Source organism: Citrobacter braakii (assembly GCF_009648935.1).
GTDB classification, from domain to species: domain Bacteria; phylum Pseudomonadota; class Gammaproteobacteria; order Enterobacterales; family Enterobacteriaceae; genus Citrobacter; species Citrobacter braakii.
Map to the genome: position 1 here is coordinate 3,895,938 of NZ_CP045771.1, position 12,765 is coordinate 3,908,702.

Annotated in this window: 14 protein-coding genes; all 14 read right to left on the bottom strand. The window is 51.9% G+C overall.

Features of this window, described 5'->3' with window-relative positions:
- Positions 1–3 precede the first annotated feature (3 nt).
- Entirely contained in the window at positions 4–336 is a 333-nt protein-coding gene (locus GFC06_RS18380) for a phage tail protein (protein WP_153690487.1), read from the bottom strand.
- Positions 337–3,639, bottom strand: a complete 3,303-nt coding sequence (locus tag GFC06_RS18385) for a phage tail tape measure protein (protein WP_153690488.1) — start codon at positions 3,637–3,639, stop codon at positions 337–339.
- Between the two features lie 250 nt (positions 3,640–3,889).
- Positions 3,890–4,252 (bottom strand): phage tail protein, encoded by a 363-nt coding sequence (locus GFC06_RS18390; RefSeq protein ID WP_153690489.1) that lies wholly within the window; start codon positions 4,250–4,252, stop codon positions 3,890–3,892.
- A gap of 62 nt (positions 4,253–4,314) precedes the next feature.
- Positions 4,315–4,797, bottom strand: coding sequence for a hypothetical protein (locus GFC06_RS18395; RefSeq protein WP_003832379.1), 483 nt, complete (start codon positions 4,795–4,797; stop codon positions 4,315–4,317).
- Positions 4,798–4,830: 33 nt separating this feature from the next.
- Positions 4,831–5,232, bottom strand: a complete 402-nt coding sequence (locus tag GFC06_RS18400; RefSeq protein ID WP_101699948.1) for an HK97-gp10 family putative phage morphogenesis protein — start codon at positions 5,230–5,232, stop codon at positions 4,831–4,833.
- Positions 5,229–5,618 (bottom strand): hypothetical protein, encoded by a 390-nt coding sequence (locus GFC06_RS18405; protein WP_016152738.1) that lies wholly within the window; start codon positions 5,616–5,618, stop codon positions 5,229–5,231. Before GFC06_RS18405 ends, GFC06_RS18400 begins: the two co-directional genes overlap by 4 nt.
- The gene (locus GFC06_RS18410) at positions 5,587–5,937 is read right to left on the bottom strand and encodes a phage head closure protein (protein WP_016152737.1); all 351 of its coding nucleotides are present in this window, start codon (positions 5,935–5,937) and stop codon (positions 5,587–5,589) included. The genes GFC06_RS18405 and GFC06_RS18410 overlap by 32 nt, the downstream gene beginning before the upstream one ends.
- On the bottom strand, positions 5,934–6,251 hold the full coding sequence (locus GFC06_RS18415; RefSeq protein ID WP_032950890.1) for a head-tail connector protein: 318 nt from the start codon (positions 6,249–6,251) through the stop codon (positions 5,934–5,936). The genes GFC06_RS18410 and GFC06_RS18415 overlap by 4 nt, the downstream gene beginning before the upstream one ends.
- Positions 6,232–6,618: a hypothetical protein gene (locus tag GFC06_RS18420; RefSeq protein ID WP_101699945.1), complete on the bottom strand. Its 387-nt coding sequence runs from the start codon at positions 6,616–6,618 to the stop codon at positions 6,232–6,234. Before GFC06_RS18420 ends, GFC06_RS18415 begins: the two co-directional genes overlap by 20 nt.
- Positions 6,619–6,715: 97 nt before the next feature.
- Positions 6,716–8,002 (bottom strand): phage major capsid protein, encoded by a 1,287-nt coding sequence (locus tag GFC06_RS18425; RefSeq protein WP_153690490.1) that lies wholly within the window; start codon positions 8,000–8,002, stop codon positions 6,716–6,718.
- Between the two features lie 72 nt (positions 8,003–8,074).
- On the bottom strand, positions 8,075–8,995 hold the full coding sequence (locus GFC06_RS18430) for a S49 family peptidase (RefSeq protein WP_153690491.1): 921 nt from the start codon (positions 8,993–8,995) through the stop codon (positions 8,075–8,077).
- A gap of 36 nt (positions 8,996–9,031) precedes the next feature.
- Positions 9,032–10,291: a phage portal protein gene (locus GFC06_RS18435; protein WP_153690492.1), complete on the bottom strand. Its 1,260-nt coding sequence runs from the start codon at positions 10,289–10,291 to the stop codon at positions 9,032–9,034.
- 172 nt (positions 10,292–10,463) lie between these two features.
- On the bottom strand, positions 10,464–12,185 hold the full coding sequence (locus tag GFC06_RS18440) for a terminase large subunit (RefSeq protein WP_153690493.1): 1,722 nt from the start codon (positions 12,183–12,185) through the stop codon (positions 10,464–10,466).
- Entirely contained in the window at positions 12,185–12,619 is a 435-nt protein-coding gene (locus tag GFC06_RS18445) for a phage terminase small subunit P27 family (protein WP_153690494.1), read from the bottom strand. Before GFC06_RS18445 ends, GFC06_RS18440 begins: the two co-directional genes overlap by 1 nt.
- Between the last annotated feature and the right edge of the window lie 146 nt (positions 12,620–12,765).

The following is a 12,765-nucleotide window of genomic DNA, read 5'->3' on the forward strand; positions in this document are numbered from 1 at the left end:
TCCTTAAGCAATAACCTGCTCAAATTTACAGCTGAAATCAGAATACGTGACGTTGTCCGTAACAGACCATTCCCGGCAGACAACTTTAATCGTGCGGTTGTATTTTGGCGGTCGCCACAGAAAGGCTTTATATCCCCCGTGCTCGACCAGAAACGCTTCAAGTGCGGTGCGGGAATTGTCCGACGTTATACGGAAAACAGGCTGGAAGTTAATTAACTGATGGTTGAGTCCGGTCGGGCGACGTTGCTCATAGCCATCCCCAAATTTTATGGTTGTCACTGAAGAGGAAACAGAAGACGGCATCCCCTCCCTGGGTGCCCAATGAAAGGTTTTCACTTATCCTCCCGCCAGCATGCCGCCATCGCGGCCCTGAGTTCTCAGGATGCTCATGACGCGCGTATCGATCATTTTGACCAGCATCTGCGATGCCTGCGGCCCTATCTCCCCGTTTTGTCCGTCATTCTGGATGGCAATGTGATACACAGGTGAATAAGCAATCCCCCCATTCATACCACCACCAGAGGAACCCGGGTCACCCAGCGCCCTGACGCCCAGCGTACCGTCAGGCGTTTTAGCAAGGGGCATAATGGCTTCCGGACCAGCTTCACCAAACACACCTGCCCCCTTTGCAAAAGCAAACAGGGTCGGGCTGTCATAGATGCCGTTACTGTAGGCACTTAATGAAGGTGAGTCATAAACACCGCCCTTCGCATTAAAACTAAAACTGCTGCCAAAACTGCTGATGGCCGTGCCGGTACTCGCGGTGGCTGCACCACCCAAAAGACTGCCGCCAATACCCATAATGGATTTCAGAATGGTGTTAGTAATCAGCGCCTGCGCTGCCATATCGACAAGGTTTTTAATCACCGACTGTGTCAGGGAGGAAAATAACCCAATCATCCCGTCCCGGAGTGTCTGTGTACCGTTCAGCATCCCGGTCAGCATGTTGGAGGTTCGCTCCTGGGTGGTTTCCATCAGGCCAATGGCGAGGCTGTTCAGGTTTCCCTGGGACTTATAAAGCTCCACCGCCGTCTGGTACTGCGCATCAGCGGAATCCTTGTCAGCCTTTTGCTTCAGCAGTTCGTACTGTTCTTTATTGATAACATCGTTCTGATAAAAAGCCTGCAGCAAAGACTGACGCTCGGCCAGTTGATTGCGCAGTTCTGCCAGCGGATCAACCGTGCCGGCGATATCAATCTGAGGGGCAGACATTGCCGCTGCCTGTGCCTGTAACAGTTCGCGGGCTGTACTTTGTGCCAGCGTGATTCTGGCCGTCTGGTATTCCTTTTCATCCAGAAGACGGGCATCCAGGAGCGACTTCAGCTCCTGGCTCGCTTCGCGCTCTTTCGTCAGAGAGGCTCTGGCCGGCGCATACTGTTCTGCCAGTTCGAGGCGCTGTTTCTGATAATTTTCAGCATTCAGTAGCAACGTCTTCTGAATATCAGCCTCGCTGGCCCCGTCAGCGCGGGCGGCTTCAAGGAGTTTTCTGGCGCTTTCCTGCTCCTGCAGGTTGATTCGTCCGAGACTTGAGGCATGCGCCGCTTCGATTTCACGCCGCAGTTGCTCATACTGGTTAACCTTCGCCTTTTGCCCCTTCCCTGTATCCCCGCCTTCCCCGGTCCAGGGGGTATCGGGTTTATCGCTCCCTGTTTCATTCCCTGGTTTATCCGGCTTCGGCGAGGGATCGGTTTTCCCTGATTTAGCCTGCTCTATGGCCTCTTTGACAATTTTTTGCCGTTCCTTGAGGAGTTTTAACCCTTGTTCAACGGCATCCAGATCCCCTTTGTAGCGGGTTTTATCGTTCTTTACGCCTTTAAGCTGTCCGAACGGGTCGAAGCCGCTCAATCCATCGATACGGCTGTCCGCATCCTGAATTTCCTTAATCAGTTTATTTCGCTGAATAACCTGATTCTCAAACTGTTCATCAATATCCAGCTGTTTCACGTTGAGCTGGTTAAGCGACAGTTTTTTTAGTTCTTCATTCGTTTCAACGACAGCATTTTTCAGGTCAATCGCTGACTGACGGGCATTCTTCGCCTGATTATGGAAATAGAGCAACGCCGAACCTGCCAGCATCGCCGCCCCCACCGGACCGCCAACAAGTGCCAGCGCCCCTCTGGCCATACCTACTGCTGCAGAGGCTGCGCGGGCTGAAACGGAAAGCTGTTTATTGGCAGCATTCAGCTGGCTCTTTGCCTGGGTGGAGAGCAGTGTCTGCTCGGTTTCCTGCCGGATTAAGCGGTTAAACTCACTCTGATAACTGACGTTAAGGCCAAATTGTCTGGCACTTTTCTCCATTTCCCGATAACGCCCGAATTCTGCGTTATTCTGTGCCAGCGTGGCGGCGGTACTTTCCAGCGTTTTTCGCGCCATATCGGCCTGCGCCATCGCGCTGGCCCTGACTGCCTGCTGCTGCTCCACCCAGGCACCGATGTTGCCCCTGATACCTGCCGTCAGTTTTGTCGCCAGAACAGGAATCAGCGTATACAGCGCAACGTTGGCGACCGTATTAAAATTATCCGTCAGGCCATTAATGGCATCGGTAACGGTCTGAACACCACTGCGCAGCGGGCCGTTTCCGCTCTGTCCCACCTTAATAATCAGACCTTCAAAAGCCGAAGTCAGGCTGAGAAGATCGCCGTTGAGGTTATTTACCCTGATTTCGGCCTGCTCATGTGCGGTCTGTGTACCGGTCAGGGCGGCGGTCAGCGACTCCACCTTCTCGCGGTTCTGCACCAGGATGGATACCGCGCTGAGGTTTTCCACCCCGAACAGCTTCACGGCCTGCTTTGTTGACAGGTTTTTCCCGGCCAGGTTCTCCAGTGCCTGACTCAGCCCGACAACAGAAGGCTTCAGGGTTTTATCGGTTCCCTTCTCCAGATTCAGGATCACGTTACGCAGCGCGGTTCCGGCCTCGCCGCCTTTAACCTCACGCTCCGCCAGTACCTGTATGGCGGCATTGAGGGTTTCAAAACCTACGCCAGCCTGTGCCGCTGCCACCCCGCCATTTTTAATAGCAGCAGCAGTATCGGCTATCTCCGACGAACCAAATTTCGCGCCGGCAGCCAGCACATTGATATACCGGTCGGCTTCACTGGCTCCCGCCCCAAACTGGTTTAACGATAGCGCCAGCGTTCGGGTTGCATCCGGAAGCGTGGTCCCTGCCGCCTGGGCCAGCGTTAACGCGCTTTTGGTCGCCGCCGTCAGCCCCGCAGAGGTACTCAGCAGTTCAGGCTTTGCCGAAGCCATCAGCTTAATGGCCTCGGCAGCCTGCGATGCGCTGTATTCCGTTGTGCGGCCCATTTCCTGCGCTGCCTGATCGTACAGTTTCATCTGCGCACTGGTGGCACCGGTGATGGCCTGCAAATCCGACAGGGACTGGCTGTACTGCCGCGTAGTGTTAATAATGGTGCCCAGCGATAAACCCGCCGCGGCAAAACCTGCCAGCCTGCCAGCCAGCCCTGATACCGAAGCAGAAACACGCTTATAGGCATCCTCCGTCTTTTTCGCATCAGCCTGGGCATTGCGGTTAAACTGGCGTGACTGACTCTCAGCGCTGCCGTAGGCGCTCATCAGCTGCGATTTAAAGTTCGCTGCATTCAGATGCAGCCCAACGGCAAGAGAGGCAACGTCACCCATTACATTAATACCTTCATAACTGCCGCACACTGCGCATCCAGACTCGGATTCACGGCGGCGGTGGGGGATTTAACAGGGGGCGGATTACTGTCAGGCTCTTCCCGGCAAGGCTTTTTGAAAATGCCCTGTTTGAGGAAGAAAGCTCGCCAGTGGAAAAGCGTGTCAGCCGGAAGCGCCGCAATTTTTGACGGGTCAGGCTCGCCCCAGCGGTCGGCCAGCCAGAAAATCAGCTCCAGCCAGGGCGAGTCACTCAGTTTTTTTCGGCGGTTTCCAGCTTACCAATGGCGTGCTTTTTCACTTTGTCGATGGCATCCAGAAGCACAACGTTATCGTGTGCCGCCAGCAGCTCCTTCGCCGTGGGTTTGTCTTTGGCATTAATCGGCGAGCCGTCAGGCTGAACCAGGCTGTCGATAACAATCTGTACGCTCAGCTCAGACGCCAGGCGGGCATTGCCAGAGGTCTGCGCCTCGATGAGTGCATCTTCATGATCAATAAGCTCAGCCGCCGTCAGCCGACGCAGGTAAACCTTTGTGCCTAAAATTTCAGTTTCAGTAGGCGTGGATTTCGTTTTGAGCAGTGCATTTTTCAGTGCGGAGAGGCTAAATTCAGACATGGTGTATCCTGTTTTTCAGACGAAAAAAAACCGCCCGGAGGCGGTGTATATCGGGAAACAGATTACGCTCCGGCATCTGGTGCCGGCGCGGCGATCCCCCATTTAATGTTGTTTTGCTTACCCTGCACCGTAATCTGGATAACTTCACTGGCAGGCGCTGTGATTTCGTTCATCTGCCAGCCTGAAAGCGCAAGGATCATTGAAGCCGTTCTTTTGTTCGGCAGCTCAATATAAAACTGAACGGTCTTACGCTGTTCTGCAGCATTGAGGAACGCGGTGAAATCTTCGTTTTCCGGGTCGTCAATGAATCCCAGCGATTTCTCCGGCCCTTCCGGCAGGTCTGACACCGACTGCTTACTCTTGTCCAGCAGGGTGGTACAGTCGACAAATCCTCCCGTCTGACCTGTCGCGCCCAGTGCCTTACAGTTAATCAGGGGTTTGAGCGCCGCCACAGCGGCCCCCACCTCGCCGAACTTCACCACCGTCCCGGCAGGAAGCATTGCGTACTCAGGGGATGATTTTGGCGTGTTATTTTCATCAGCCATAATGATTCTCTCTTAAATAGTGGGCAGCGGTTGCTACCTGTTCTGAATACCATTGCGGATTTCAACGGTCAGAATGCGCAGAACCTGCCGGACGTTGTAATCCAGTGCCGGACGGATGAATGGATCGGCAACCTGTTTCACCGTACCGAACTCCTGGGCCAGCGCTTTCATGTAATGCTTCTTGCTGGGGCCAACCCGAAGGGTGACCACCGTATTTCCGCGACCTTTCCGCGTGGATGAGCGAATTTTGATGGAATCACGCATATGCTCTGCAGAGGATGCATCGTCGAAGCCGGCATGTTGTTTCATGTCGTCTTCAACCACTTTCAGCGCCTCACGCCCCGCGTCACGTAACACCTTCGTGCCGACCTTTTCACCGAGTGCGATAAGCTGCCGCTCCAGCTCGTCCAACCCTTTTACGTCCATAGTGATCATGGTGAGGCATCCCGGTAGTGAAAGGTGAAATCCCGGACGAGCCGGTACTGAATATTGCCGCTGGTCAGTACCGATTTACTCTGCTGTATTCCACCCCGGACCACATTCTGCACGGGAAAGCCCTCCAACTGGCCATGCACGATAGCGGTCCATTCCGCGCTGATTTTCTTATCCAGCTGTAACAGGCGGGTGTAGTCATTAAGCAGATAAATCGCTATCTGGAAGCGACCCGCAATCAAGCCTGTGCGCAACAGTCCGGCGTACAGCTCCGGATCGGAGATACACTGGTAAGTAATTCCCTCCTGCAGCTCATCAGGCAGGAGCAGAGGGTAAACATCCAGCCCGGTCAGGCGTTCAAGTGCTGCCTTTAATGCCAGCTCGATCATGACGTGCGTCTGCCTCCCCTGTGATGATGATGCGGTCCGCAAGACGTTCGACGTTACGAACGGTATAAACCCGGTCAGACGTCGTTATTTTCCAGTCGATATCAATATTCAGGTTCGGATGAGTGGTAAAAAGACACGTTTCAACAACCTGTTGTTGATCCAGTGTGCGGATCTTTCTGCCCGAGACCAGCTCGCGCTTCGCCCAGGCTTTCCCGGTCGTGACCAGCTGCTCCGGCAGCTGTTCACCCAGCGGTCCCCGACCGGATTGCATATACCCAATCGAAAGACGGCAGGTCATCTCTTCCGGCTTCAGGCTCATACGGTGTTCTCCTGCAACGGGAAAAGAAGATGCCGGACCGCAGCCGTCTCCAGCCACTGACCGGTGAAACCATTCAGATACGCATCCCCGACCAGATACTGCATGGCCAGCTGGATATCTTCATCCGCCACAAAACCGCGTACACCTTCCGGCAGCGCCTGCAGTTCGTCGTCGCTTCCCACCAGTTTGCAGTAGTAGTCACGTTCAATACTCTTCTGCGCAGCCGCCACCATTTTAGTGAGCATGCCGTCATGCTCCGTGAAATCCGGCTCCAGACGGAGCTGGGTTTTCACGTCATCCAATGTCAGTATCATGGTCATCGGCTCCCTTGCGGGGACTCAGCGCCTTTTCCGCATCTTCTGGCCATACCGCAATATGGCGTTCAACCAGTTTCTCTGCATACTCAGCATCAAAACAGGCCGTATCGCCGCGCGAATAACGATGATAGGGTCCCAGGAAAAAAACCGCTTTCCGCACCACTTCTGCTCCCGTCAGGCCCGTGGCCCCGTTTGTTTCACTTCCGGCCAGATCAACACCGGCATCACCTGAACCAGCGGCAATATTCTGACCGTCATCCCCGTTCACTGTATTTTCCGGCGTCAGTTCATCCGGCTTGTTCACATCACCGGCTGCAGCCGCAGCCGTTGCTTTTGCCGCTGCTTTTTCCGTTTTCGTAGCCATCGTTTTGCTCCTGAAAAGAAAAAACCCGCTGCTGCGGGCTTAGGAAGTTACGTGCTTTTACTCTGTGCGACCGTGGTCGCACAGCGTGCAGGACCGGTTAAAACAGCACTTTTGTCCCGAGTACAAGACCTTCCGGATGACGGAAGCCGATATCGTGTTCAGTCACCACGCGGATCAACGACTGGTTACGGGAGAACGCGGAAACCAGATTGCCGTCCCCGTCCTGGTAGGAGGCTTCCTGCGAGAAGGACACCTTCATGTTGCCGTCTTCACCGATTACCACGTCATTAAAGTCAGCGAAGTAAATTTCTGACTCCTTGCCGCCGTCACCGAGGTTTGCCGGGATAGCGCTGGTACGCTGAATCGGAAATCCCTTCAGGATCCCCAGGGCCATTTCCGGGTAGACCTTGTTACCGTTACCGTCGCGCAGCCCGAACAGTTTCATGTAAGTACGGTTCGACATGCCCCAGCCGCAGTTGATCATGTTGCTATTCCCGTCCATAGCCATCAGGATGATGCTGTCAAGATACGCATCAATCGTATTCAGATTGATATCAACAGCGGCTTCCCACGGCAGCATGCGGTTCCATTCGGTTGCCCGCGCTTTCATACCGACAGGCGTATCACCGGTACCGTCATCGCGCATAAAGGCTTTATCTTCACGGGTCGAAATCGCAGTCAGAATATCCTGCAGGACCAACTGCTCCACGTTGTAGCCGGCACGACCAATCAGCTGGTTGGAGATTGGCACCATCGCAATCATGGTTTTCGCGGTGAGTTTTACATCATCAAAGCGGGCTTCTGATACTTTCGCATCCTTGCCTTCCCCGGTGTAGCTCGCCGTCGCACCACCGGCCAGACGCGGAAGCGCCATATTTCCGTTAGGCAGCGGGATGGATCGCGCGCCCAGCTTACGAACGATGGTGCGATCACGCAGCAGTTCGATCACCTCGCTGTGCAGGTTTTGCGGAATAAGAACGCCACCTGACGCGGCGGCAGTATTGATGGCCATTGAGACTGACTGGTCATTCAGTTCTTCAGCTGCAAATTTCGCAGCGTCCTGGACGTTACCCTGTGCTGCCGCAATCGACATTACCAGACGGGTCATGCCTGCGCCGGTATATTGCTTTGGCTCTGCCTTAACGCTGATACCTGGAGCCTGCTGTGTACCTTTAACCGGTTTGGCAACAAGCGCTGCAGCACGTTCAGCCGCTTCCAGACGATCCATTTTGGCGCTGATATCCGTGAACTGCTGCTGCAGGCTGGCAAATTCGGTTAACTGCTCGGCTGTCAGCGTTCCACCGGTAGTTTCAATCGTGGCCAGGGCCTGTACCTGTTCATTAATACCCGCACGCTGACGACGTAATTCTTCAATCTGTGGCATAGTTTTCTCTCTTTTTGGCATAAAAAAAGCAGCCAACAGGCTGCTTTCTGGTAATGACGCGTTAACGCCGGGTTACATTCTTGTTTGCAGGTCCATCGCAGCTGCCTGCAACTTTATGGAAGTGGTTCTTTGAGGTTGTTTGTACTTTGCCGCAATGGCATTAATTGCGGACTGAGGATCCGAAACTTCATCGGCAAGACCAGCAGAAATGGCATCAGCGCCAAAATAGATTCCGGCCTGCGTGTTAATCACCGTCTGAGGGGCAAGATTCCGGTATTCCGCTACAGAGGTAATAAACGTCTCGTACATATCGTCAATCATCCTCTGGAACATTCCCCGAGCGTCTTCACTCAGCGGCTCATGTTGTGTACCGTTATTTTTGTTATCTCCCCGAAAAATCGTGGTGAATGTTAACCCCATTTGCTCTTCCATCCTGGAAGTATCCAGGTGTTCCATGATCACTCCAATAGAGCCGACTCCACTGGTCTGGCTGACTACAATTTTGCTGCAGGCCGAAGCGATAAAGTAAGCCGCAGAATAGGCGCTGTAGTTCACAATTGCAGTAATAGGCTTAGTTTGACGTGACTGAAAAATATAATCGGCCAGTTCCTTGCATCCAACCGCCGCACCACCACCAGAATTTATATCCAGCACAATTTCATTGATGGAAGCGTCATTTAATGCAGCATGCACCTGGCTACGTATGCGCTCATAGCTCGTAAGTTCAGAACACATTGCAGTAATTTGCCCACGACGCGGAACCAGAATGCCGTGAACAGGAATAACTGCCATTCCACCAGCTGGTTGAACCAAATCTGGCGCCTGATTGTTATCAGGATCCTGCGTCATGTGAATTCCAGCCTCTTCTGATAATCCCTGAATACGGGGAACCAGCACAGCTTTTACAGAATCCATTGTCTGTCGTGTCACGTAATGTGGAACACCAAAGACCATAGCCGCCAGATGCGGCAGATTAATTAAATTTTTTGTCATGATGTTTACCAGGTCAGCCCGCACTGCGGGTGATATTCAGTTTCTGGACAGAATAGAGTTGATATCTGCCAGTAGTTTAGCTGTTGGCTCGTTATTGCCAGGTAAGATTTGTTTACTGTCAACCATATTCAGAGGCGTCAGGTATTTGTCCCCTCCGGCGATGGGAGGAAGGTTCTCCATGCGGCGAATGTCATTAACCGATAACCAGCCCCACTGGCGGCCCAGCGCATAAGATTCATAGCGTGACTTCTGATCCCCGCGCAGCAGGCCGGATACATTGAATTCAATGTACAGACTACCGCGCTCGCTGGGTAACAGCAGGTCCCGCATTAATGCGCCTTCATGACGCTTCAGCCAGGCCAACAGCGTGTACATCACAAACTGCAGCGCCTGGTGCTCTATGTTGTTATTCGTGGCTTTCTCCAGCATCTGCACCATATGAGGTGGGATTTTATAGAGCCGGCACACTTCCTCCACGCCCCATTGACGGGACTGTAACAGCTGCGCTTTCTCATTATCCTGAGATAGCTGTTTGTAGCTCATCCCTTCCTGAAGCAATGCAACAGAGAATGCATTCCTGACGCCGGAATACCTGTCCGTCCACTTTGCCAGCAGTCTGTCTATTGCATCCTGGTTTTTTATTGTCGCGGCTTCTTTTGGACGCTCAATAACACCACTCATCGTCGTACCTCGACGAAAAACCTGAGCAGCATGTTCTTCCACAGCCAGGTTTAACCCAAGTACATCAGCATTTGTCTGGATTGGAGAACTGCCGATATAACCATCGAGCGAAAATACTTTCACATGATGCATCATGCGCATTGGCAACGTTTCGCCAATTTCGGGGAGTTCATAATAGGGCATCCCGTCAGGCCCTTTCAGGACGATGACTTTTTGGGGATTAACCGGAATTAATTCCCTTGGGAAACCTTTCCCATCCCTGTCAATAATCGAGTAACAATTGCCCTCCAGCCCTAATAAGCCCTGTTGTTGCTCAAAATACTCGAAAGAGGTGTCCTTTTTATTAGGCTGGGAATGAACAAGATCATAAACGGGATGGTCAGTAGCTCGCTCACGGGCTCCGTTAGCACCTCGTCTGTAAAGCTCACACGGCAGTTGTGCCACAGATTCAGCCAGAAGAGTTACACATGCCCGAACAGCTGATAATGCCATCGCAGTTTCAGGAGTTATGATTATCCCAGCCTTACTCTGACTCGAACTCACCCCTCCCAGCATGGCTTCCCAGAATCCACCACCTGATCGCGATTTACCCCGAAACATCTGGGGGATAAACATTACTCACCCCCTGGTTTGTGAAATCCTGTAGATATGGATCTCGCAATTAAAAATGACCACAGCATGCAAATTAAGCCGCCGGTAATAAATCCGACGGAGGGTGAAATAAGCCAGGCGCCAGTCGACAATAAGCCGACACCAACGAGGCCGATAATAAAACTCAGGACTGTGATTAACATGTAATATCTTCCTCATCATAAGCCGATTTACTTACTGTACTGTTCAGCATGGCCCGTCCGATCCCCATAAGTAATCCTACAGCACCATCAATTTTATTTTGCTTGCCCTCCTTGCCGGGGCGGACGATATCATCGCTTCCAGGTAAATAACGCCCGATGACATTCTGGATGCACCAGTTCATGATAGGGTTACCGTCATGATGAAAACGTCCTGATGCCAGCGCGGCCTCGATTTCACGCATTGGGTCACTCATATTGGTGAAGTTTTGCCTGATCTCAACTGGCTCCAGCCCCTCCTCTTCAAGCATGTGTCGTAATGATGTTGCACCGTAAGGATCAATAGGACACTGAACTATTTTGACGCGCTGACGTAATTGAAGGATTGACTCTAAAATAAGTCGATAGTCCACTTCCGCACCTTCTGTCGGTATCAGGACCTCTTGTTTAACAAATGACTGATATCGGTCAGAAGTGGTTTTCAATGTGGGATCTGGTGAGTAAACCGTATCTTCAGGCACCCAGAACATCGGACTGACACAGTAGAAATGCGTAATACCATCCACTTCCCGTCTGAATACTGGTACGACCGCATTCAGGTCAACCTTGGACGCAAGGTCTATCCCCAGCCAGCAATCTTCATCGGCGAAATCAGACAACTTGAGACTATTGTCCGCAGCAGCCATCCATTTTTGCAGATCATAGAAAACCGACTTGGCACTTACCCACCGGTTAAAATGCTTGGTAAGAATTTTGTTCGTCTGGCTGGGGTTAGATATTCCAAGCAATTGTTTTGCGCGCAGGAAGTGTTCTTTTACGGAAATGCCAAAGTTTGGATTTGCTTTGATTAATGCTTCAGGTTTTGTCCAGTCGTCATCATCATCAAGACCGTAAATAATACCGAAAATCGTTTCATTTTCTTCCCCCACCCGATTCCGGCGTAGAATTTCCACCACCTGCGCACGTTTCTCATAACACGGAGAAGTAATGTCATAACCCGCAGTTGTAATAATCAGAGTGATAGGTTGTTCCCTTGCCCCCATTCCTGTTGTCATAGTCGTATAAAGAGCATCTGTTTGGTGCTCGTGGTATTCATCAATAATTGCACATGAAGGGGAATCGCCGTCACCAGGATCGCCGATGACTGGCGCAAAAACAGAGCCATCCGGACGGGTCATTTTCTTCGCCCAGGGTTTGACTGAGTATTTTTGTCGCAATGCAGGGAGTTTTTTTACCATTTGTAGAGCGGGAGAGAAGACTTTCCAGGCCTGTTTTTCTGTAGTGGCGCCACAGTACACTTCTGCACCATGTTCCCCATCAGCGCAAAACATATAATTACCAACGGCAGCTGCAATTGCGGACTTCCCATTTTTCCTTGGAACCTCAATATATATTTCAGAAAAACGGCGGAATCCGGACTTCTTATTAACCCAACCAAATGGCACACCAAGAGCAAACTTTTGCCAGGGCTCAAATTCTATTCGTAGTTTCTTCCTGGCCCATTCACCGGCCGTATGAGGCATCTTCTGAGCAAAGCGCAAAAATCGCTCGGCCTTGTTTTTATCAAACCGGTAAGGCCAGGCAGGATCCTTCGCACGTTCCAAATCATCAAGGTGTCGTTGACAGGCAAGCACAGTTAACTGACAAGCAAGGATCTTCCCGCCAACAACATCTCTTGCATACTGGTTCGCTGCATTGACGTTCGGATATGTAGCCATCAGTCAAACTCATCAAATTCATTCCCGTCATCGTCAGGAGCATTTCTGCCACTGGTCATTCTGATACGGCTGAGCGGATCTAACCCCAGAAGTGAGCCCAGACGGGCAATCTGGGAAACTGAATCATTTCGGACGTTAACTGCAGGGTGTTTTTTTAATCCTCCCATTTCACTTTCAGTTGTCAGCCCTGATGCCAGTAATTTTTCAGCTTCAAGCATAAGATGGAAGGCATTGCAGTAGGCTAAAAGTAAGGGGGCATCTTCAAGTTCAAATACGCCTCTTTCGATCAGGATTTTGCTCTGGATCTTCCACATTCTTATAGCAGCCTCCCCCATTAACTCTGCAGGAGGTGCAATTCGGGTTAATTTACTTTTTTGTCCGGCGGGTAAGATGGGTTTTCTCCCCCCTCCAGACGATCGAATTCCACCAGCCATAACTCCTCTTTTAATAGGTGAAACCTACCGGAAAAAAGATCCTTATTTATGACGTGCAAAAATAGCCTTCAGGCGGCAGTCCTGAAGCGCGAAAGGGGGCAGGGATTTTCCCCCCCTACCCCCTAGCCTGTGTAGGCATCAATCAA